We start from the raw sequence: 22,903 nt of genomic DNA on the forward strand, positions 1-22,903 counted from the left end.
TTTTATTCTTAAAAAAATGTCATAAGAATCCTGCTGTTTAAATGATTTTCTGCATTTAAAGCAAGCATAGTGAATTTTATAACCCTTTCCTGCGTATCTGCACATGGTTTTAATTTGAACTCAAATATATTAATTAGTTTTCAGAAAAACAGCAGTTTAATAGCGGCTGCAAAGTTCTTTTCAATAAAAAAATCCTGAGAAAACTCCCAGGATTTTACGATAAAAATATATAGCTGTCGCTTACTATTTTTTCTTCTCTTTAAGCTCTTCCTTATCTTTGTCAGAAGGATTCCATACTTTCACTTCGGCATTTTTATCAATTCCGGAAAGGATCTGTACATTGATTCCGTCACTGGCGCCCAATTTTACATAGACCTTTTTAAACTTACCGTCTTTCTGCTTCACTTCTACAAAAGGAGAGTCTTTTCCTTTGATTTTCTCATACTGAATAAGGGATTCATCCAGTAAAAGGGCATTTTTCTCAGATTTCAGCACAATTTCTCCGTTGGCAGAGAATCCCGCTCTGATGTATTCGTTATTTGGATTTTTAACATCCCCTTCTACCGGGAATTTGATGGTTCCACTGTTATCTTTTCCTTTTGGAGCGATCATGGTCAGTTTCCCCGGAAACGTTTTATTCTGTAATGCACCGATCACGATTTTCATATCCATTCCCTGTTTTAGCTTTCCTGCCTGTGCTTCATCTATATCTCCCTGGAAGATGAGTGAATTCAGGTCTGCAATGGAACAGATGGTAGTACCTGCGTTGAAGGAGTTCGCCTCAATTACCTGACTTCCCACTTTTACAGGAACTTCAAGCACGGTTCCGGAAGCTTTGGACCGGATCTGCGTTGTTGCCAGCCCCTGAAGTTCAGGCGTAGCCCCTGTTTTTACTATCTGTAATCTTTTTTGAGCCGTTACAAGCTGCTGTTGAGCATTTTTAAGGGTCTGTTGCTGGGAATAAAGCTGTTGCTGGGAATTAAGGTATTCCTGCTTTGAAGCAACCCCCTGTTTATATAGCTTTTCCTGCATAGCAAACTGCTTCTGCATATTGTCAACATTCAATCTGGCATTGTTGATCTGAAGCTGAGAGTTAACCACTTCCTGCTGTGCATTGTTGACATCTGCAATATTGGGAATAATTCTTACCGTAGCGATCAACTGTCCCGCCACTACTTTATCTCCTTCATCCACCAGAATTTTATCGATAATCCCTGCGATGTTGGGCTTGATCTCAATTTCTTCTTTCGGAACAATTTTACCGGTTGCCATTACCTTATCTTCCATATCCTGGATAACAGGCTTCCTGGTGAGGAAGGCTTCAGCCTGCTTGGAATTGGATTTTACAAGATACCCGATTCCCGAGAACAATGCCACTGCAAATAAAAGCCCCAATACAATATAAATGGCTTTTTTCAAAGTGAATTTCTTTTTCATATACCTAGTTTATTTTTTACTATTTAATGGTTTAAAGATTGAAAATTAAGAGGGGTGACCAATATGTTCAAATTTTCATTTTTTTTATTTTCACATGATTACTATTCCGTCCTCAATGCTTCGATCGGCCTGATCTTTACCGCCCTTTGTGCCGGAATCATCCCGATAATCAGTCCCAGAATTACCATCACGGCCATGGCACTGAATACGTTTCCATAATTAACCGTCGGGTTATAAAACGGGAAGGTATCCTGATTCTGGGTCGCTATATTAAGAATAATCAGAACAAAAATTCCGAACATGAATCCCAACAGTCCTGATGACAGCGTAATAACCACACTTTCTAAGAGGATCTGGTTTCTTACTTCAGCAGGTTTTGCACCTAAAGCTCTTCGTATTCCGATTTCTTTTGTTCTTTCTTTTACCGTGATCAGAAGGATGTTGGAGATTGCAATCACCCCCGCCAGAATAGTAAGGGTTCCTACGATAATGGTGAGAAGCTGCATTCCGGTAAGGAAACCTGTCAGCTTTTTAAATTCCTTCCCGATATTGAAGCTCATAAAGGCATTGGTATCTTCCGGAGATACTTTATTTTTATCTTTCAATACCTGCTTCACCTCCTCCTCTACAACTCCTAAATCTGCCGTTGGCTTGCCTACAATAGCAAAGAGGTCAATCTGCTCTCCGGCATTATACATTTTGGTATAGGTAGAAAGCGGAATATAGGCACTCTGGTCACTTTCAAACCCTCCTCCTTTTTTCACACGGAACACTCCAATCACGTTAAAGAACATTCCTTTTATATTCACTGATTTCCCGATAGGGCTCTCATTTTTCTTGGCATCAAATAAATTTTTATAGATTTCTTCCCCAATCACTACTACATTCTTATTCCCCATCACATCGGCATCGTTAATGTAGCGTCCGAAAATAAGTTTCTTTTCTGAAATTTTATTTCCTACCGGATAATCTCCTGTAAGACCGTAAGTTCCTTTTTTACCGTTTCTCGACATCAGCTCTCCGGCAGTTCCGGTAAAACTTCCCCTGGAATTCTGCGGCGAAATATAATCTATTGCAGGAACTTTCTGTTTAAGCATATCCATATCAGACAGCTTCAGATGAAGCTGACGTCCTTTCGGAAACCCATCATAGGGAATGGAAGTATTTCCTGCAAACAAGAAGATGGAATTGGTAGCAAATCCTGAGAATAATTTATCAAAACCGTTTTCCATTCCTTTGGCAGCCCCAAGAAGGCTTACATATAAAAACATTCCCCAACCCACACCAATCATGGTAAGGAACGTACGAAGCTTATTATTCCTCAATGAATAATAAATTTCCTGCCAGGTATCTTTTTTAAATAAAATATTCACTTCTCTGAGCTGTATTTTTATATTTTTTACTCTATCAAATTCACCTTTACTCGGTTCTCAATGCTTCAATCGGCTTGATCTTTGAAGCCCTGTATGCCGGAACAAACCCAGCAATAAGTCCGGAAAAAACCAGTGCTATAAAAGCCATAATAATTTCTCCCCATCCCACATTCGGGTTAATAATGAAGAATTCTTCAAGGCTGTCTCCCAACAGACTGAGTGTTAATACACCCACACCCACTCCTATAATCCCTGAAACCACTGTAATTACAACACTTTCCTGTACAATCAGTCCTACAATACTTCCCGGTTTGGCACCTATTGCTTTACGTACTCCGATCTCTTTGGTTCTTTCTTTTACGATATATACCATGATGTTGCTGATGCCGATGATTCCGGCAAGCAGCGTTCCCATTCCAATAAATCCTACAATAACCGTAAGGACGAACATGAACTGGAAAGTTCCTTCCATATTTTTGGCATTATTCCATACTCCCACTCCGTTTTCATCATCAGGAGAGACATTTTTTCTTGATTTTAATTTGTCCTTCAGTTCATCCCCGTATTTAATAGCTTCCTGAGGGGTAAGCTTTTCATTATAGGCAATATATACTGTATTTACGGTATCGGAACCTTTCTTCATCTGCTGAAGAGTGGTAATAGGCACTGTAATATGTCTTTCATCGCGGTCTCCGCCATCATCAGAAAATACCCCCACTACTTTAAACATGGTTCCGTTGATGTCAAGATCTTTTCCTACCGGGCTTCCGTTTTTGATAAGATCTCTCTGCACCATTCTCCCGATTACTGCAATATTCTGTTTTCTGTTCAGATCCATAGGAGTCAGATAACGTCCTTCTATAACTTTCCTGTTTTCGATGATCTGTTCTCCGGGTTCCGCCCCGTTTATCTGATACATTCCGCTTTCCTTTCCGTATTTCACCATCATGTTTGCAGTATATCTCGGGCTGGCATCTCCTACTTTTGTTTTATCGGTATTGATCAGAAAATCGTAGTCATCATTATCCATCGTTACATTTCTGTCTGACTGGAGGCCTCTGTAAGCCACCGTTGTTTTTCCGGTATAAATAGTGATCAGATTCTGTGCATCTCTTGCAAACCCCTGGGTAAAGGCGTTCTGCAATCCTTTACCAATTCCGAACAGAACAATAAAAATAAACAGTCCCAGGGCTACCGTAAATCCCGAAAGCACCGTCCGGAGTACATTACTTCGGATAGAACTGAATATTTCCTGCCAACGATCTAGGTCAAACATATTTTTTATTTTTTACAATGTAAAAAGTCAATTAACAAAGTGGTCAGTTTTACCGCATCCAAAAATTCATTACTGACTATCCACACTTACTTTTGTCTTTATTTCAACACTTTTCTGAAAAAATCAAATTCACTGTGAAGCAAAACTGACCATTCACCATTCATTTACAAGACGACCTGCTTTATAAACTCATCACTTTCTATAATCCCGTCTTTCAGTACAACATTTCTTTTGGTTTGTGCAGCTACGTCAGGTTCGTGGGTTACCACAATGATGGTCTTTCCTTCATTATTGATGTCCTGAAGAAGCTTCATGATATCGTGGGTCGTTTTGGAATCCAGGGCTCCGGTAGGCTCATCTGCCAGAACAACTTTAGGATCTGTAATCAAAGCCCTCGCAATAGCAACTCTCTGCTTCTGACCTCCGGAAAGTTCATTCGGAAGGTGGTTTGCCCATTGCGCAAGCCCTACTTTTTCCAGATATTCCAGTGCTTTCTGATTACGTTCTTTCCTTGGAACATTCTGATAATACAGAGGAAGGGCTACATTTTCCAAAGCAGTTTTATAACCGATCAGATTGAAGGACTGAAAAATAAATCCTAAGAATTTACTTCTGTATTCCGCGGCTTTTACTTCGGATAAATGTTCAATAGGAACTCCATCCAGCTCATAGGTTCCTGAATCTTTTTCATCCAGAATTCCAATAATATTAAGAAGAGTAGATTTCCCGGAACCGGAGCTTCCCATAATTGAAACAAATTCACCTTCGGAAATATTGAGATTAATTCCCTTGAGAACGTGCAGCTTACTTTTTCCGGTATCGTATGATTTATGTAAATCCTGAATTACTAACATTGAGTGATCTATGATTTTATACCCAATAAGTAGATGATATTTTCAATTTGTTACAAGAACCTGAATTTAATCAAATATTTTATTGTTTAACAAATTACACCTTTATTTATAGCATATTATAAAATACTGTTTAACTGTAACTACGGATTTTCATATATTTTTTGTCAATAATCCTGTCTAAGCCATTATTTGCGCTACTTTCATGTAAATGTGGAAAACTTTTAGAGTTAAAAGTCAGCCAATTAGTATTTAGGGCTTTCAAAATCATTTCTTTTTTTCGAACTTTGTACTTAGTTCTTTACAAGAAACCGCCGCTTATCAAAGTGAATAACTTTTAAACATAAGCACCAAATACACAGAAAGTTAACTGATGTATCAACGTTATCCACAGTGATGTAAATTATTTAATTTTAAAGATATTTTAATATGGGAATTTTTGATAAAAGAGTAAGCTACAAGCCATTTGAATACCCTGAGGTTCTTCAATTTGTAGAAGCGATCAACAAATCGTTCTGGGTGCATTCGGAAGTAGATTTTACTGCAGATGTTCAGGATTTTCATTCGCAACTTGAACCACACGAAAAAAATGCTGTGAAAAATGCTCTTTTAGCTATTGCACAGATCGAGGTGTCTGTAAAGACATTCTGGGGAAACCTGTATAATCACCTTCCAAAACCTGAATTCAACGGACTTGGAGCTACTTTTGCTGAATGTGAGTTCCGCCATTCCGAAGCATACTCCCGTTTATTGGAAGTATTGGGGTATAATGAAGAATTCCTTAACGTTATTGAGATCCCGGCTGTAAAAAAGAGAATAGACTTCCTGTCGAATGTTCTAAAACACGCCAACTCTACAACCCCGAAAGAATACGTATCCTCTCTTTTATTATTCAGTATCCTGATTGAAAACGTATCGCTTTTCTCACAGTTTGCCATCATCCTTTCTTTCACAAGATTCAAAGGATACATGAAAAATGTTTCCAACATCATTGCATGGACCTCTGTAGATGAGCAAATCCACGCCAATGCAGGAATCTACCTGATCAACAAAATCCGTGAAGAACAACCAGACCTTCTTACCGATTCAGATATTGAAGACATCTATACTCTGGTAGACCAGTCTATCGAGCTGGAAGGCGAAATCCTGGACTGGATCTTTGAGCTAGGAGAATTAAGCGTTTTTTCAAAAGAAGATCTTCTGAACTTTATGAAATACCGTGTAGATGACAGTCTGAAAAAAATCAATATGGAAACCCGTTACAACATTTCTCCTGAACAGTACCGCCCGATGAAATGGTTTGAAGAAGAGGTTTTCGCCAATTCTATGGATGATTTCTTTGCCAAAAGACCGGTTGATTACACAAAACACGATAAGAGTATTACAGCCAACGATCTGTTTTAAAGAATGAGGCGCGAGCGAAGCGAGCGTCGAAACAGATAGTATTAGCGATATCATTATGAGAATCCTTTTCTCAAAATCAATATACAATACCAAAATGCAAAGCAAATGATTAATGTAATGGTAACCTACACCGTAAAACCTGAATTTGTTTCAGAAAATAAAGCCAATATCCAAAAATTCCTGGATGATTTTCAGAATCTGGATCAGGAAACATTTGAATATAAGGTGTATGTAAAAGAGGACGGTGTTACGTTTCTGCATTACTCCAGTTACATCAATGAAGAGGTTCAGCATGAGGTTTTAAATGTCCCGTCTTTTAAAAACTTTCAGAGATTAAGAGACGAAAGCGGATTGAACGGATCCCACAAAGTAGAAATTTTACAATCAATATAACAACAAAATTCCGGAGTATATAACCCTACTCCGGAATTCGAAAATATAACATCTATGGAAGAGCAAAATTCAAATATCTGGTGGCTCAATGAAGAGTCTGAGCAAATGCTGAACAGAGGATACCTGCTGAAGGGAGAAACAGTAGAAGGTGCCATTGACAGAATTACCACCGCCGCTGCTAAAAAACTATACAAGCCGGAATTACAGCCTGCTTTCAAAGAAATGATTACCAAAGGTTGGATCAGTTTCTCTTCTCCTGTGTGGGCCAATATGGGAACACAGAGAGGTCTTCCAATTTCATGTTTCAATGTTCATATTCCGGATAGCATTGAAGGTATTACCCACAAAATGGGAGAGGTAATTATGCAGACTAAGATCGGGGGCGGAACTTCAGGATATTTCGGAGAGCTTCGTAACAGAGGTACTGCAGTAACCGATAATGGTAAATCTTCAGGAGCTGTTTCTTTCATGAAATTATTTGATACCGCCATGGATGTCGTTTCCCAGGGAGGTGTAAGAAGAGGAGCTTTTGCTGCCTATCTTGATATTGATCACGGGGATATTGAAGAATTTTTATCCATTAAAGATATCGGAAGCCCCATCCAGAACCTATTCACAGGAATCTGTGTTCCGGATTACTGGATGCAGGATATGATTGACGGAGACATGGATAAGCGTAAGATCTGGGCAAGAGTTCTGGAAAGCCGTCAGCAGAAAGGTCTTCCTTATATCTTCTTTACAGATAACGTGAACAGAAATAAGCCTCAGGTTTATAAAGATCTGGGAATGCCTGTAAATGCAAGTAACCTTTGTTCTGAAATCATGCTTCCTTCTACCAGAGAAGAATCTTTCATATGCTGTCTGTCTTCTATGAACTTAGAACTCTATGACGAATGGAAAGATACGGATGCTGTAAAGCTTGCTGTTTACTTCCTGGATGCTGTTTTAACTGAATTTATCGAAAAAACGGAAGGAAACTATTACCTGCAGGGAGCAAGAAACTTTGCAATGCGTCACAGAGCGCTTGGACTGGGAGTTTTAGGATACCACTCGTATTTACAGAAAAATATGATTCCGTTTGAAAGTTTTGAAGCTACTCAGTTCAATGCAAGAGCTTTCAGACATATCAAAGAACAGGCAGAGCTGGCTTCAAGAGAGCTGGCCAACATTTATGGTGAACCGGAGCTGCTGAAAGGATACGGCTTGAGAAACACCACAACAATGGCCATAGCTCCTACCACTTCAAGTTCTGCAATCTTAGGGCAGACTTCTCCGGGAATCGAGCCTTTTGCCTCTAACTATTATAAAGCCGGCCTTGCGAAAGGAAACTTCATGCGTAAGAATAAATACCTGGCAAAATTACTGGAAGAGAAAGGGCTAGACAATGAGGAAACATGGAGAACCATTATGCTGAACCACGGTTCCGTACAACATTTAGCAGAACTTACTGACGAAGAAAAAGCAGTATTCAAAACATTCAAGGAAATTTCTCCGATGGAGATTATTTCTCAGGCTGCACAAAGACAGCAGTATATTGACCAGGCACAGTCTCTGAACCTTCAGATTCCATCTACAATGCCGGTAAAAGATGTTAACTATCTTTATATTGAAGCATGGAAGAAAGGAGTAAAAACTCTTTACTATCAGAGAAGCTCATCTGTATCTAAAGAAATGATGGTCAACTTTGTATCCTGTTCTTCCTGCGAAGCATAATTCACCAATAATAAACTTTTTATATACACAAAAGCACGCTGTTTAGCGTGCTTTTTTCATGATAAACAAAAATTTAACAAACTTTAACATATTTAATATTTTTATTAAATGTATGTCTAATCATTTATCAATACTGAAAATAATCAGCCTCCATTCTCTGACAGGTGAATCAAATCCCCGTATCACCAGGATCAGGCTATTGTCATATCATAATTTTATCTACATTTGTTCAATATTACACTATAATTACTAAATTATCAAGAAAATTATTAACAAAAACACTTAATTTAAAGCAATATTTAACATAATTAATATTCAATTTTGAATAATTATAAAAATAAAAAACACTGAATAAAAATTAATTATAACCTATACTACATTTACCCAGAAAAAAAACACATTACTTCCCCTTAAGCAATTAACTTCTTATTGACCCATCACAGATTTGTCAATAAGATCAAAAACACACAAAAAAAATTATTTCGACATGTACAAAATTATTACCTTAGTTTTGGTAATGGCTTTTTGTTCCATTACTGCACAGGTGGGCATCAATACTGCAACACCTGACCAAAGCGCTGCATTAGATGTTAACAGCACTTCAAAAGGAGTTCTTCTTCCTAGAATTACCACGCTCAGTTCCATTACCAATCCTGCCACAGGACTTGTAATTTTTGACAGCAGCAAAAAATGCATCAGCCAGAATGTGGGAACCCCCGCAGCTCCCGACTGGGTATGTCTCTCTCCTTATGCCGCCAGATTCTTCTATATGCCAAGCGTAGTTTTTGATACGACAACCACTGCTACCGGGCAGACAAAAGATTTGTATACCTTATACAAAAATCAGTTTTCCAACGTCTCGGCTAATGCAAGGAGCACTTCAGCCCCGGCTTCAATTCCATTCTTTCCGAACGCAACAGATTTGTACTATTATGTAACAGGTTATGATCCGGCTGTATTTAAAATCAACAGTATAAGCAGTACTGGAGTTTTGAATTATGACATTCTTTCCAATGCAACTTCAGCATCTTTCATCAATATTGTTTTTGTTGTAAAATAAACAGTCATGGAAACGAATTTTAAAAGACCATCATGGATGTGCCTGTTATTCACCCTGCTTATTCATTTCACCTACGCACAGACAGACAGTACAGAAGTTGCCAGTATTTATGGATTTTATTCGTACTCAAACTCTCTGATGAATGCTTCTTCAGCATCTGAACTGAGCATTCAGGGAAATGCAGCGCATACTTCAACAGGAGTACAGCTTACTCCAGCCAGCTCAGGACAGTTCGGAGGATTATTTATCAATGGAAGAACATTCACTTCAGTTAATGGACTGCATGTTGAATTTGAGTACGACATGAAAAACGGTACACCATTAAATGGAGTTTATGGAGACGGGCTTTCATTTTTTCTGTATGACGGTTCTGTGAGTAATCCCGTTATCGGATCACCGGGTGCGGGGCTCGGATATGCTTATAACAGAGCAAAAGACACGTATGCTTCTCAACGTAAGGCCGGACTTACAGGAGCCTATTTAGGTATTGCCCTGGATGAATTCGGGAACTTTAAATCCAAAAGATTCCAGGGAGAATCAAGGGTAAACGGTATTGCAGGAGTTACATGGAGTCAGGGTTCAAGTCATGTAACGTTAAGAGGTGCAAAGGGTGCAGCCATTAACACCACCGGTTTAGGAGACGGATATACAGGGTATCCGGTTCTGACCACCCGCACCACCTTAAGTAATTCCGGAACTGTAGGCAGAATACTGCAGACTAACAGAAGTTATGCAGCTACTACCAATACGCTTTCCTCTTTATTTGACCTCAGAAATAACAACGGAGAGTTCAGGAAAGTATACCTGGACCTGATCCCCCATTTCACCAGCCCAACGACAACAGACGGGTTTGATATCAAGGTGGATATTCAGACGGCACAAAACGGAACACCTGTTAATGTAATCAACTATTATCATTATCCAGCCTCAGTTCCTTACACTGAAAATGCCAATCCGCAGACGAGTGATTTCAACAGCTCAGATACAGAGGGAGCTGCAACTAATCAGACCCTTAATGCAACTGTTCCTTCTTTCCTAAAGTTAGGCTTTGCGGCCTCTACAGGAGCAGCTTATCAGCAACACATTATCCGGAATGTAAAACTTACCCTTCCCTATTCTGCAGTGGCTAATGATGATGTTGCTTCAACCTGTAAATTTCAGCCGGTTTCTATTCCGGTTTTCAATAATGATATAGCATACAAAGGCCCTATCAGCATTGTCAATCCGCCTGTGGGCAGTAAAAATCATATTGATTATTCAACCTTCAGCTTTACTAAAAGCAGTGATACTGATCTGACCCTTTACCGAAAAAAAGTAACGGCACAGGGAACATGGAGCTACAATAAGTCTACGGGCATAGTCACGTTCAGCCCCTCCAGCGGGTTTACCGGAACAGCTACAATGACTTACTCCATCAAAGGGAAAACTCTAAAAGACAGCAACGGAAAGATCGTTGAACCTTATGGAGATACCGCATACAGGTCCGTTCCTGCAACCATTACAGTTAATTTGAAAACCACAGGATGTATCTATGCTGTTGTTTCCAACAAAATGGTAACGCAGGGCATCAGGTAAAAAAACAATTCATCTAAAAGCTGCAAAAACTGGCAGCTTTTATTCTGGTCCTATTCCTAATGTTTTCGGAACTTAATAACCTGGTGCGCTGCTGTGATGATTTTGTTTGCTTGAGGACCTCAATCAGCAAAAAATTGTCTAATTTTAAACAATAAAATAAATTACTATGAAATTCGGACAAGTAGAAGATCCTTCAAAAATAGATTTTACCCTCCCAAAAGACCATCCCCGGACAAAAGACATTTTAAGCCGTAATAAAAAAGGGCTGGATACTATTTCCATTGGATGTGCCAAATGGAATAAAACCGATCTGAAAGGATTTTATCCCAAAGGAACTAAGGACGAGCTGACTTATTATGCCACACAGTTTAATTCTATTGAGCTGAATGCAACATTCTACGGAATGCCTACCCCTGAACAGGTAATGACATGGAAAGAAAAAACGCCTGAAAATTTTAAATTTTTCCCCAAAATAACCAATACAGTATCCCATTTCAGAAGACTGATTGATGTCACCGAGCCAGTAACTCACTTTGCTCAGGCGATTATGAATTTTGACGAGAAACTGGGAATGGCTTTCCTTCAGCTTCATGATAATTTCAAGCCAAAAGACTATGACAGACTGGAAAAGTTTGTAAAAGACTGGCCTAAAGAAGTTCCCCTGGCCATTGAGCTCCGAAATACGGAATGGTTTACCAATGAAGAGATTTTAAATACAACCTGTGAACTTTTCGAGGACCATAATATCACCAATATTATTGTAGATACTGCTGGAAGAAGAGATATGCTTCACATGCGCCTGACTACACCAAACGCATTCATCCGTTATGTGGGCGCCAACGCCGAAAGTGATTATAACCGCCTGGATGACTGGATGGAACATTTAACACGATGGAAAAAAGAAGGACTTCAGAATCTATACTTCTTTGTACATCAGAATGTAGAGAAAGCATCTCCCCTGCTTTCGGCTTACTTCATCAAGAGAATGAATGAAGCATGGAAAACTGATCTTCATGTTCCTCATATGGCTGTTGAAAGTACAGGTACTCTTTTTTAATCAGGACAAAAATTATTTCAGTGTAAAACAGACCGTTGAAAATAAAATCTTCCAAAATACTGGTTTATATTGAAAAAATTAGTATTTTAGAGTATACCGATGTTCCCCTGGAACGCGGTATATTAAAATACGAAATGTCATGGAAAAAAAAATTTGTACAATCAGCATTGTCAGCGACTGGCTGGGCGATGAATATACTTTTTATGAAGATCATAAAATAAAAAGGGATTACGACAATCATAGTTTAAATTCACACCAGACGGAATGGCTGGAACCTCAGCAAATCAGCAAGCAAAATAAAGATAAACTGATCCGAAGCTGTCCTGAAGAACACAAAGAGCAGGTAATGCTTATTCTGGACTATCCTTGATTTTATATATAAGTACCGGTAATGAGCAATAAGTAATATATCTGAAAATGTATTACTTATTGTTTATTTTTCCTCAGCAGAAGCACCAGATTCAGAAACAGAAGAAGAAAATCCAGGGTAACCCAGATTCCCAGTTTTGCATTTTCATAATTGTAGGCATCTACCTGTTTTTTTGCTATATCAGAAAGCTTTACACTTTGGTTGATGTAATTCTGCACTTCCACAATCTGGTCTATATTTTTATTAGGCACAGAATGCTGGGAGAAATAGACCATATTCTTTTTGCCCAGGTATCCTATGATCCAGTATTCATCAGATTTACTCATCTGTAGATATTCAATTCTGTAATATTCAGGACGTATTTTCCCGATATGCCTGGGAAGTAATTCCCCGTTAACATCATGGTCAACATTAATCAGGTAAAAATCCAGTGTCTGGGGAAGTTTATTGATGACCTGCAGCCCGACTGAATTGTCAACAAATCCTACTGCACTTTTTTTAATAAACCAATACGTAAAAATAGAAATAGAAGACACTACTGTAAGGATACGGAAGAGCTTTGCCCATTTTGCCACCTTTCCCGATTTTATTTTAAACAAAACCAGAGAAAGCACACAAGCCCAAAAGATAACAAAAATGATAAATTCCATACGGCAAAGATACTGATTTCACCTGAGTTTGGTAAAAGCAGAAGATAAAGGCCGGATAAAAGGAAGCTTTATGAAGCCTGAAAACCAATGAAAATTCATTATCAGGTTTATACCATTAGGAAATTATAGTACGACGGATAATAATAATGGCACCTTCCCCTCTCCGGCCTTAATTTAAAAATTTATATTAGTCAACATTCCATTCTTTATAGAACTGATCCAGAAATGCCTGCATAAAATCATGTCTGTCCTGAGCCAGCTGCTTACCCTTTTCCGTATTCATCATATCTTTTAAAAGCAGTAATTTTTCATAGAAATGGTTGATTGTTGTACCATTCGATTTTTTATACTGATCTTTGGTCATTTCCAGATTGGGTTTAATTTCCGGATCGTACATGGGATTGTTTTTATACCCTCCGAAGTTGAATGTTCTTCCGATTCCGATGGCGCCTATGGCATCAATACGGTCTGCATCCTGAACAATTTTAAGTTCAACAGGCGGGTTTTCGGGGATTTCTTTTCTGTTTTTAAACGATATATTTTTAATAATGAATAAAACCTGTTCTATCACTTCTTCAGGAACCTGCTGTTCTTCCAAAAATGTTCTTGAAATCTTTGGAGCTATGGTTTCATCTCCGTTGTGAAATTTAGGGTCTGCAATATCGTGCAGCAATGCGGACAACTCTACAACATCATGGTTACAGGTCTCTGTGTCTGCAATTTTTTTGGAAAGTTTCCATACTCTTTCAATATGGTACCAGTCATGCCCGGCTTCCGCTCCTTTCAGTTTTTCTTTTACAAATGCTACCGTGTTTTCAATTACGCTTTTCATGAGTTTTTAATTCGTTTAAAATAATACTCCAGAGTTTTTGATTATAGCTTCTGAAAAAATTAATATGCCCAATTTCTTTTTTATCAGATTCGGAGGTTTTTACCAGTCGGTAGGTGGGCTTAAGATTAGGGTAGGTATCATTCAAAAGGCTCAGAACGCCTTTTTCTGTCAGCCATGCATCATCTTCAGCGCGTATCACGAATGTTTTCTGGGTTAATTTTTTAGAATAATCATCAATTTTCTCCAGCAGTCTGTTGGTTGATTTCTTGTTTAAAATTAAGGTTCTCCAGTCAAATGCGCAATTTTTCGGAAGACTTTCTCCCAGCCCGAACCAATGGGCCGGAAAATAGCCTAATAACCTGGTTGTTACAGGCTGTGCAATCCCGAATCCGAGATAGGCTTCAATTTTTGTTTTTCCTTTCAGGTTTCCTACAAAAGCGTTTTGTGTACCAACGAAAATCAATTCATCAAACATTACCGAGTCTTCGTTCATTCCCAGGATCAGTGCTCCTACCGAATGTCCCAGACAGTATTTTCTGTATTCCGGAAATTCAGCTTTTATATACTGTGTTAAGGTTTTATAATCTACTGATCCCCAGATCCGCATTGAAGCTTTAAAGCCTTTCATCTCTGAAGGTTTTGAAAGCCCTATTCCTCTGTAGTCATAGGTAATAACAGTGAACCCGTGCTCTGAAAAGTACTGGGCAAAAGAAAAATAGACCTGCTGCTTTACCCCAGTTGCCGAATTGATGAGCAGGAGGCTCCCGTTACTTTTTTCAGGCCGAAAAAGGTGTGCAGTAAGTGATATATGATCTTTTGTGGTAAGCGAAAGTTTTTCCATACAGGTAAAAAGAAAAAATCCACTATAAAAGTGGAAATTTTACTTATTATTTTACACAAAATCTCAGAGTTTCGATATGTGGTAAATAGCTTTAAAGGAAATCTGACATTCTTGGCAGCCCTGTTTGTGAACCTTTCCCCCTGGAGACCCTTGATGAGACTTCATTCCCGAATTTTACACATTCCTGAATGGAATTTCCGTGACAGAGTGCAATAGCAAACCCTGAAGTAAAGGCATCTCCCATTCCCATTTTATAAACGGTCTCGTCTTTATCATTTCTGTAGTACTTCATTTCTGTTCCGTCAAAATAGATGGTAGAATTGGTATCATCTCTTACAAAAACCTTATTGAAATATTTTTTAAGTACTTCTTCCCGCTGTTCTTCACCGAAAAGAATATACAGCTCACTGCTTTTAGCCACAATGAAATCTGCATTTTCAATCAGCTCATCACTTAATTTCACGGCTGGTGAAGCATACAGGCCTACTTTTCTGCCGTATTTTTTAGCTTTTCTCACAGTATATTCTACTGTTTCCATAGCCACTTCCAGCTGCACAAGAACAAGGTCTGCGGTATGAAAATAGCGGTCTGCTTCTTCTATATGTTCTATTCCCAGACACTTGTTGGCAGCGGGTACCACTACAATCGCTGCATTTCCGTTACTGGTTGTTACGTATGCTGTTCCGGTTGCTTCACGGTCTGTTTCATGAACAAAGCCTACGTTTACATTTTCGCTCACCAGATTTCTCATGATCTGCTGGCCCAGAGGATCCATCCCCACACATCCTACAAAATAGACACTGGCTCCAAGTCTTGCCGTTCCAACCGCCTGATTGGCACCTTTACCACCGAAGTAGCTGTCTGAATTCACGGCTAAAACCGTTTCATTAGGCTGGGGAAGTTTTTCTGTTTCTAAAACCAGATCAATAGATGAGCTGCCTACAACAATAATTTTGGGTTGTTCAGATGAGAAGTTCATTGGTGTTTTTTCATTAATTTTATAAAAATTTATTCCTGAGATATCGTTTCAAAAATAGCTAATTTAATTAACTTATTTCAATAAATTCTGTAATAATCTTGACTGGTTTTCCAGACTTGTCGTACGCAATATAGCTGGCATAAAATCCTTCTCCATATCCGGTTTCAAATGCAAAAATAGTTCCCGGATGCGCTTCGGAAGGCTTCAGAAAAGCATACTGGTCTATAGCCCCTTTCTCATCAAAAAAATATTCATGGAAAAATTCTTCGTAAATTCCCATAAAATCTGCGCCTTTGCTGTGGTAAAGTCTTTTTTCCAGTTCGTTGAGACTGTTCTGGGTATCTGCATCCATAAAGCACCCCATTCCGCTTTCTACCGGATATCCAAAAACTTCTTCTTCCGCAAGATCTTTGGTATCCTGGCCGTCAGTTACCGCCATTTTCCAATCTGTAACGGCTTCGCTGCTGAAAATAATTTCGGCATATGCCACACAGTTACTTTCTCTTTCTTTGTGCAGCAGAACAGAGAAATTTCCTTTTGGGAATTCTGTAGAGAACGGCAGCATATCATTGGTGATCAGAGGATCACAGGCCACCAGTTTACCGCTGGAAAGGTAGATCTTTCCTACTTCAAAGCTTTCAAGCAGAGGGCTTTCTACAAACTCCTTCGAGAACAGCTTTTTTATATTTTCTAGGTGTGTCATTTTAATTCTTCTTTTTAAATTGTCAGGCTGAACACGTTTTGTGCCCAGCCTGACATTTTGATAAAGCTATTGTCTAAGTTACAAACTTTTCAGTTTCTCTTCCAAAATAGCAATTTTATCCTGAGCATCTTTCTGCTTCTTACGTTCTGTTTCCACCACTTCCGGTTTGGCGTTGGCTACAAACTTTTCATTGGAAAGTTTCTTTTCTACAGAAATCAGGAATCCTTTCAGATATTTAAGCTCTTCTTCTGTCTTCTCTTTTTCTTCTCCTAAATCCAGGCTTTCGCTTAAAGGAATAGAAACTTCAGTAGCTCCTACCAGGAATGTAAAGCTTGGCTTATCTGTTTTGGTTCCAAAATGAATTTCAGAAACGTTGGCCAGTTTTCTGATCACTGCTTCGTTGGCAAATTCAGTTGCGTTGGTATAAATTTCAGCAGATTCTCTTGGAGAAATCCCTTTGGTCTGACGGTAATTTCTAACTCCGGAAATCAGTTCTGCAGCGGTTTCAAATTTTCTGATCACTTCTTCATTAAATTCACCGGATTTCTTCTGCTGAGCGATGATTAATGCTTCTTCTGTGCTTCTTTCTGAAATGATATGCCATAGTTCTTCTGTTAAGAAAGGCATAAACGGATGCAGAAGTTTCATCAGTTCTTCGAAGAATACAATTGTTCTGTCATATACTTCTTTAGAAATACCTTCCCCATAGTTTGGTTTGATGGCTTCAAGATACCATCCACAGAAGTCATCCCAGATCAGTTTATAGATCAGATGTAAAGCATCAGAAATTCTGAATTTCTCAAACTGATCTTCAATTTCGGCAATTGTTTTATTCAATTTATTTTCAAACCATTCAATAGTCTGAATTTCTGCTGCATTAGCAGGTTTATCTTCATGACTCCACATATTGATCAGGCGGAAAGCATTCCAGATCTTCGTCATAAAGTTTCTTCCCTGAAGCATAAGATCTTCATCAAAAAGAAGGTCATTTCCTGCTGCGGAGCTCAATAAAATTCCTACACGAACTCCGTCTGCCCCGTATTTATCTATTAATTCAATAGGATCCGGAGAGTTTCCTAAAGATTTAGACATTTTTCTTCTCTGCTTGTCTCTTACGATCCCTGTGAAGTACACATTCTTGAAAGGAACTTCTTTTCTGTACTCCAATCCGGCCATAATCATTCTGGCTACCCAGAAGAAAATAATATCCGGAGCTGTTACCAGATCAGATGTTGGATAGTAATAGCTGATATCTTTATTTTCAGGATCAAGCAGCCCGTCGAATACAGACATTGGCCATAACCATGATGAGAACCAGGTATCCAGCGCATCGTCATCCTGTCTAAGGTTTTCTGTGGTTAATTCACTGTTTCCTGTTTTCTGTTTTGCCAATTCTAAAGCTTCTTCTCTGGTTTCGGCTACTACAAAGTCTTCATCTCCTGTTCCGTAGTAATATGCGGGAATCTGCTGTCCCCACCAAAGCTGACGGGAAATATTCCAGTCCCGGATGTTTTCCATCCAGTGCTTATAGGTGTTTTTAAATTTTTCAGGATAGAACTTCACCTCATCGTCCATTACAACATCCAAAGCCGGTTTAGCAATTTCAGACATTTTCAGGAACCACTGTACTGAAACCTTAGGCTCTATAACAGCCCCTGTTCTTTCGGATGTTCCTACTTTATTTACATAGTCTTCGGCTTTCAGCAAAAGATCTTTTTCCTGCAATTCTTTAGCGATCTGCTTTCTTACTTCAAATCTGTTCTGGCCAGCATAATGAAGACCGTGCTCATTAAGGTTTCCGTCATCATCCAGAGCGTCAATCATCGGAAGATTATGTTTCTGCCCGATTTCATAGTCATTGGTATCGTGGGCAGGGGTAATTTTCAATGCCCCTGTTCCGAATTCAATATCTACATATTCATCTTCAATAATCGGGATCACTCTGTTAACAATTGGTACAATTGCATTTTTACCTTTCAGATGTGCATATCTTTCATCATTCGGATTGATGCATATGGCAGTATCTCCGAAAATGGTTTCAGGACGTGTAGTAGCTACCGAAAGGAACTCTTCTGAACCTTCGATTTTATATTTAAGGAAATACAGCTTACCATTCTGTTCTTTAAAGATCACCTCTTCATCTGAAATATTGGTTTTAGCTTCAGGATCCCAGTTAACCATTCTATATCCTCTGTAGATCAAACCTTTGTTATAAAGGTCTACAAAGCTTTTGATTACCTGTTGCGAAAGCTTGTCTTCCATGGTAAAACGGGTTCTGTCCCAATCGCATGAACATCCTAATTTTTTCAATTGCTCAAGGATTGTTCCTCCGTATTTGTTGGTCCAGTCCCAGGCATGTTTTAAGAATTCTTCACGGGTGATATCAGATTTACTGACCCCTTCAGACTTCAGTTTAGCAACAACTTTAGCTTCAGTAGCAATTGAAGCGTGATCTGTTCCCGGAATCCAGCAGGCATTGAAACCCTGCATTCTTGCACGACGGACCAGAACATCCTGAATGGTATTGTTAAGCATATGCCCCATGTGCAAGATCCCCGTTACGTTTGGCGGAGGAATTACAACAGTATACGGCGGCTTGTCATTCGGTTCTGAATGGAAGTACTTGTTTTCCATCCAGTAATTGTACCACTTTTGTTCTGTTTCCTGTGGATTGTACTTTTCTGAAATCTGCATAAATTCTGTTTCTTTAATTTACAATTTGCAAAAATAGTCTAAAGAAAAAAAATTTTAAGTATGAATTAAAATAATTTTTAACTTTGTTTCTCAAAATTTATCTAACAAACATATTAACATTCAAGAATATGAAAAAATTAATTGCAGGAATTGCATTATTTGGGACATTTGCTCTGGCATCTGCACAGACTATTACATTTGACAGAACGATTTATGATTACGGGACTATCAAAACCAATGCTGACGGTACAAGATTCTTCACGGTAACGAACACTGGTGATAAGCCTCTGATCATTTCCAATGTAAAGCCTTCTTGCGGATGTACTACCCCTGAGTTCAGCCAGGACCCAATCATGCCAGGAAAATCTGCTAAAATCAAAGTTGGATACAATACTGCATCAAACGGACCTTTCAATAAGATGATTGAGGTTTTTTCTAACGACCCGGCTAACAGCAGAAGTGTAATCCACATTCAGGGTACTGTAGATCCAAACGCTCCTGAACCGAAGCCATTAACTCCTGCAGAGCAGAAAGCTGCTGCAAAGGCTGAGAAAAAAGCTGCTAGACTTGCGAAAAAAGCTGCCGCAAAGTAATCTCTACTAAAAAAATAAAAGGACCGTCTTCACTTGGAGACGGTTTTTTTATTACATTTATAGTACCTATAGATATAATATGTACGGAATTCCGTTTCCGGATTCCGGATCTGCAACAAATTTAAAACACTTTTTAATCTTTTAATACGATATGGACATCAATTTTTCAGACGATTTTCAGGTAAACGGAAAATTCTCAATACAAAAAGCATCAACAGCCTATAAAGGAAAACTAACTAAAGAAGAAGGCGAACTATTGCTGATTAAGGAAAAAGAAAAGCTACGTGAACTTCAGGAAAAGCTATATGCTGATGGCAGCCAATCCCTTCTGGTGGTTCTTCAGGCTATGGATGCAGCCGGAAAAGACAGCCTCATTGAACATGTTTTCGGAGGAGTGAACCCTCAGGGATGTAATGTCACCAGCTTTAAAACGCCAAGTTCCAAGGAATATTCCCATGATTTTTTATGGAGACACTACCTTGCTCTTCCCCAGAAAGGAATGATTGGGATCTTCAACCGCTCCCACTATGAAAGTGTTCTCGTCTGTAAAGTACATCCCGAATACAACCTGAGTGAAAAAACATGGTCTTCGGTAAAAGATTTTGACCGCAAATTCTGGGAAAACAGGTATGAAAGCATCCGGAATTTTGAGAAGCATCTTGCCCAAAACGGAACAACAATCGTAAAAATATTTTTAAACGTTTCTAAAGACGAGCAGAAGAAAAGACTTCTGGACAGAATCAACGAGCAGGAAAAAAACTGGAAATTTTCTGCAGGAGATCTTCCTGAAAGAGCGTTGTTCAGTCAATATATGGAAGCTTACGAAACGGCAATTAATGAAACATCAAAAGACCACGCTCCCTGGTATGTGCTTCCGGCAGACAATAAATGGTTTGCGAGAGTAGCCGCAATACAGATCATTATTGATACTCTGGAAAGGATGAATCTTAAGTATCCTCAACTGGGCGAAAAAGAAAAAGCAGAGCTTGAAGAAGCTAAAAGAACACTGGAAAGTGAATAATCTACTAATGTAACATACTAACTCATAGTTAAATAAAATAGTTAAATTTTACATAAAAAAACCCTATTTAGTGAATAATATATTGTTCATATCAGTTTTTTTTATAATTTTATCAAAAATTAAGAACACCAAACCTTATTAACTATTAACTATGAAAAAATTATTATTATCAGCAGCCGCTGTAATATGCCTTGTTTCCTGTAACAATGAGAGCTCCTCTGCGAATACTGTACAAAGTATGAAGACACCGCAGATGGAAAACTTCGACAAAGCTTTTAAAAGTCTGGGCGATCCACAAAACAGACCTACGGAAGAGGAGAAAAAAAGAAACACCTCTGAACTGAGTGACAGAAGAAAAGCGCTTCTGGTGCCTGCTTCTAAAGAACTGATCCTTTCTACCGGCGTAACTGAAGCCGAACTGATGAGAAAAACAGGCGGTGATATGAGTCAGATCATTGTCTGGGCTACTCAGATCTATATGAAGAAAAGTGATGAAATCCGTAAGAACATTAATTCTGAAAAATAGATCATGAAAAAGCTTTTCTCACTATTAGGAATCCTGTCTGTTTCTTTAATGTACGCACAGGGAGGCCCTTTGATTATCATGAATAAGTCTGTTAATTATGATTACCGGGGAACTATTTTTGCCAATAACTTTGCAGGAGCAGGCTGTAATCCGGTTATTGCTTCCTACGATCCATCCATGATATTGGTACCAGCCGGAACAACGGTTCAATACGATAATTTCCGGGACCAGTATATTCCGGGATCCCCCAGTTCAGTATCTATGTGGTCGGTTCTTCTTGCAACAGGAGGTACCCCTAGCATACGTCCCTGGAACCATCCCAGCCTGATGCCGGGAGGAGTGATCTCCAGCAACACCAAATGGTCTATGTCTAAATTTCAGATGTTTCATGCCGGAACACTTAATCCTGAAACTTACTTTAATGGAAATATTGGTGATTCAGCAAACCCATGTGTAAGTAATCCCAGCTACATTAATGCACTTCCTATGGGAGATGCATCATGGTTTACCATTACTACGGGAGGTACGGTTTATACTTATCTGCTTATCAATTAATCACCAGTATTATATATGAAAAAAATAGCATTGCTTTTATCAGTAGCAGCAGGAATTTCTGCTTTCGCCCAAAGTTCACCTATTATTATACAGAATTACAGTGTCTCGGACGCTGTGGGCAGATTCCGTACAGGAATGCCGGGGGGTGCTCCGGGGCCTCTTATGTATGCCGCACCAAATCCGCCTTATGGCACTTATACCATTCCTACAGGAGGTTTTACCCAGTATGACTCTTTCAGCACTACAGGAACAGCACCGTTCCCTATTGTTAAATGGTATGTTACCGATTATACCAACCCGGCCAATAATGGTGGCTATGACTATAATCACCCTTTTATTTCAGTGATGAATTCTGTTAATGAATGGGCAGGCTTTCATTTCTGGCTTAAAGATCCTGTAACCGGAGCGACTGACATGTATAACCTGGGAGATCCCACCATTGATCCTGCATTTAGCAATTCGCTGACGGGTACTTTTTCCAGTGCCGATTGGTTTACTATTACCACCCCCAGCGGTCCTACTACTTATCTGCAGATTTTTTAAAGCAACAGCAGCAGTTTTATAGCTGTTTATTTTACTGAACAATATCCATCCGGAAGCTTATATTTTGGCCTTCCGAGGATTTTTAATGTCAATTCGTAAAACAGATCAAAGACTTATTCTAATAAAAAGTAATTATGAAAAAACATTTTTTAATGGCAGCTTTTGCTGTTCTGTTTTTGGCTTCATGTAATAATGAAAGTGCGGCTGTAAACACCGTAGAAAGTATGAAAACACCGCAAATGGAAAACTTCGACAAAGCTTTTAAAAGTCTGGGTGATCCACAGAACAGACCTACGGAAGAAGAGAAAAAAAGAAATACTTCTGAACTGAGTGACAGAAGAAAAGCGCTTCTGGTACCCGCTTCCAAAGAACTCATCCTTTCTACCGGCGTAACTGAAGCCGAACTGATGAGAAAAACAGGCGGTGATATGAGCCAGATCATTGTCTGGGCTACCCA

At 38.9% G+C, this 22,903-nt stretch carries 23 protein-coding genes; 13 read left to right on the forward strand and 10 right to left on the reverse strand.

Annotation, left to right across the window (positions count from 1 at the left end; translation table 11 throughout):
• Window positions 1-243: 243 nt before the first annotated feature.
• From AOB46_RS18005 to AOB46_RS18020, 4 genes are all read right to left on the reverse strand, one after another.
• Window positions 244-1,437 carry an efflux RND transporter periplasmic adaptor subunit gene (locus AOB46_RS18005; protein ID WP_062701951.1) on the reverse strand — a complete coding sequence of 398 codons (1,194 nt, stop codon included), beginning with the start codon at window positions 1,435-1,437 and terminating at the stop codon, window positions 244-246.
• A 101-nt stretch (window positions 1,438-1,538) separates the two neighbouring features.
• Entirely contained in the window at window positions 1,539-2,810 is a 1,272-nt protein-coding gene (locus AOB46_RS18010; RefSeq protein ID WP_062701953.1) for an ABC transporter permease, read from the reverse strand.
• 46 nt (window positions 2,811-2,856) lie between these two features.
• Window positions 2,857-4,086, reverse strand: a complete 1,230-nt coding sequence (locus AOB46_RS18015) for an ABC transporter permease (protein ID WP_062701955.1) — start codon at window positions 4,084-4,086, stop codon at window positions 2,857-2,859.
• Between the two features lie 164 nt (window positions 4,087-4,250).
• On the reverse strand, window positions 4,251-4,940 hold the full coding sequence (locus tag AOB46_RS18020; protein ID WP_062701956.1) for an ABC transporter ATP-binding protein: 690 nt from the start codon (window positions 4,938-4,940) through the stop codon (window positions 4,251-4,253).
• 426 nt (window positions 4,941-5,366) lie between these two features.
• Here AOB46_RS18020 and AOB46_RS18025 point away from each other — a divergent pair, with 426 nt between their 5' ends.
• The 7 genes from AOB46_RS18025 (at window position 5,367) to AOB46_RS18055 (ending at window position 12,509) form a co-directional block, all read left to right on the forward strand.
• Window positions 5,367-6,341: a ribonucleotide-diphosphate reductase subunit beta gene (locus tag AOB46_RS18025; protein WP_062701958.1), complete on the forward strand. Its 975-nt coding sequence runs from the start codon at window positions 5,367-5,369 to the stop codon at window positions 6,339-6,341.
• Between the two features lie 105 nt (window positions 6,342-6,446).
• Entirely contained in the window at window positions 6,447-6,734 is a 288-nt protein-coding gene (locus AOB46_RS18030; protein WP_062701960.1) for a hypothetical protein, read from the forward strand.
• A gap of 45 nt (window positions 6,735-6,779) precedes the next feature.
• The gene (locus AOB46_RS18035) at window positions 6,780-8,447 is read left to right on the forward strand and encodes a ribonucleoside-diphosphate reductase subunit alpha (protein WP_262486723.1); all 1,668 of its coding nucleotides are present in this window, start codon (window positions 6,780-6,782) and stop codon (window positions 8,445-8,447) included.
• Window positions 8,448-8,934: 487 nt separating this feature from the next.
• Window positions 8,935-9,507: a hypothetical protein gene (locus tag AOB46_RS18040; protein WP_062701964.1), complete on the forward strand. Its 573-nt coding sequence runs from the start codon at window positions 8,935-8,937 to the stop codon at window positions 9,505-9,507.
• Between the two features lie 6 nt (window positions 9,508-9,513).
• A complete protein-coding gene (locus AOB46_RS18045) occupies window positions 9,514-11,082 on the forward strand; it encodes a hypothetical protein (RefSeq protein ID WP_062701966.1) in 1,569 nt (522 codons plus the stop codon).
• A 166-nt stretch (window positions 11,083-11,248) separates the two neighbouring features.
• Window positions 11,249-12,139: a DUF72 domain-containing protein gene (locus AOB46_RS18050; protein WP_062701968.1), complete on the forward strand. Its 891-nt coding sequence runs from the start codon at window positions 11,249-11,251 to the stop codon at window positions 12,137-12,139.
• A gap of 139 nt (window positions 12,140-12,278) precedes the next feature.
• Window positions 12,279-12,509 (forward strand): hypothetical protein, encoded by a 231-nt coding sequence (locus tag AOB46_RS18055; RefSeq protein ID WP_062701970.1) that lies wholly within the window; start codon window positions 12,279-12,281, stop codon window positions 12,507-12,509.
• A gap of 56 nt (window positions 12,510-12,565) precedes the next feature.
• On the opposite strand, the gene AOB46_RS18060 is transcribed toward AOB46_RS18055, so the two are convergent.
• The 6 genes from AOB46_RS18060 to AOB46_RS18085 form a co-directional block, all read right to left on the reverse strand.
• Window positions 12,566-13,084: a hypothetical protein gene (locus AOB46_RS18060; RefSeq protein WP_062702007.1), complete on the reverse strand. Its 519-nt coding sequence runs from the start codon at window positions 13,082-13,084 to the stop codon at window positions 12,566-12,568.
• Window positions 13,085-13,346: 262 nt separating this feature from the next.
• On the reverse strand, window positions 13,347-13,991 hold the full coding sequence (locus AOB46_RS18065; RefSeq protein WP_062701972.1) for an HD domain-containing protein: 645 nt from the start codon (window positions 13,989-13,991) through the stop codon (window positions 13,347-13,349).
• On the reverse strand, window positions 13,975-14,832 hold the full coding sequence (locus tag AOB46_RS18070) for an alpha/beta fold hydrolase (protein WP_062701974.1): 858 nt from the start codon (window positions 14,830-14,832) through the stop codon (window positions 13,975-13,977). The genes AOB46_RS18065 and AOB46_RS18070 overlap by 17 nt, the downstream gene beginning before the upstream one ends.
• 91 nt (window positions 14,833-14,923) lie before the next feature.
• Entirely contained in the window at window positions 14,924-15,811 is an 888-nt protein-coding gene (locus AOB46_RS18075) for a ribokinase (protein WP_062701976.1), read from the reverse strand.
• A 67-nt stretch (window positions 15,812-15,878) separates the two neighbouring features.
• A complete protein-coding gene (locus tag AOB46_RS18080; protein ID WP_062701978.1) occupies window positions 15,879-16,514 on the reverse strand; it encodes a DUF4241 domain-containing protein in 636 nt (211 codons plus the stop codon).
• A 78-nt stretch (window positions 16,515-16,592) separates the two neighbouring features.
• Window positions 16,593-19,208 (reverse strand): valine--tRNA ligase, encoded by a 2,616-nt coding sequence (locus tag AOB46_RS18085; protein ID WP_062701980.1) that lies wholly within the window; start codon window positions 19,206-19,208, stop codon window positions 16,593-16,595.
• Window positions 19,209-19,336: 128 nt separating this feature from the next.
• Here AOB46_RS18085 and AOB46_RS18090 point away from each other — a divergent pair, with 128 nt between their 5' ends.
• The 6 genes from AOB46_RS18090 to AOB46_RS18115 all read left to right on the forward strand — a co-directional run.
• On the forward strand, window positions 19,337-19,801 hold the full coding sequence (locus tag AOB46_RS18090; RefSeq protein WP_062701983.1) for a DUF1573 domain-containing protein: 465 nt from the start codon (window positions 19,337-19,339) through the stop codon (window positions 19,799-19,801).
• A 151-nt stretch (window positions 19,802-19,952) separates the two neighbouring features.
• A complete protein-coding gene (locus tag AOB46_RS18095; RefSeq protein WP_062701985.1) occupies window positions 19,953-20,822 on the forward strand; it encodes a polyphosphate kinase 2 family protein in 870 nt (289 codons plus the stop codon).
• A gap of 151 nt (window positions 20,823-20,973) precedes the next feature.
• Window positions 20,974-21,348: a hypothetical protein gene (locus AOB46_RS18100; protein WP_131724417.1), complete on the forward strand. Its 375-nt coding sequence runs from the start codon at window positions 20,974-20,976 to the stop codon at window positions 21,346-21,348.
• Between the two features lie 3 nt (window positions 21,349-21,351).
• The gene (locus tag AOB46_RS18105) at window positions 21,352-21,903 is read left to right on the forward strand and encodes a hypothetical protein (protein WP_062701989.1); all 552 of its coding nucleotides are present in this window, start codon (window positions 21,352-21,354) and stop codon (window positions 21,901-21,903) included.
• A 15-nt stretch (window positions 21,904-21,918) separates the two neighbouring features.
• The gene (locus tag AOB46_RS18110) at window positions 21,919-22,446 is read left to right on the forward strand and encodes a hypothetical protein (RefSeq protein WP_062701991.1); all 528 of its coding nucleotides are present in this window, start codon (window positions 21,919-21,921) and stop codon (window positions 22,444-22,446) included.
• A 134-nt stretch (window positions 22,447-22,580) separates the two neighbouring features.
• Window positions 22,581-22,903 (forward strand): hypothetical protein (locus AOB46_RS18115; RefSeq protein WP_131724418.1); only part of this gene is annotated, 323 nt, incomplete at its 3' end.

This window comes from Chryseobacterium indologenes, assembly GCF_001295265.1.
In the GTDB taxonomy this organism is placed as follows: Bacteria; Bacteroidota; Bacteroidia; order Flavobacteriales; family Weeksellaceae; genus Chryseobacterium; species Chryseobacterium indologenes_A.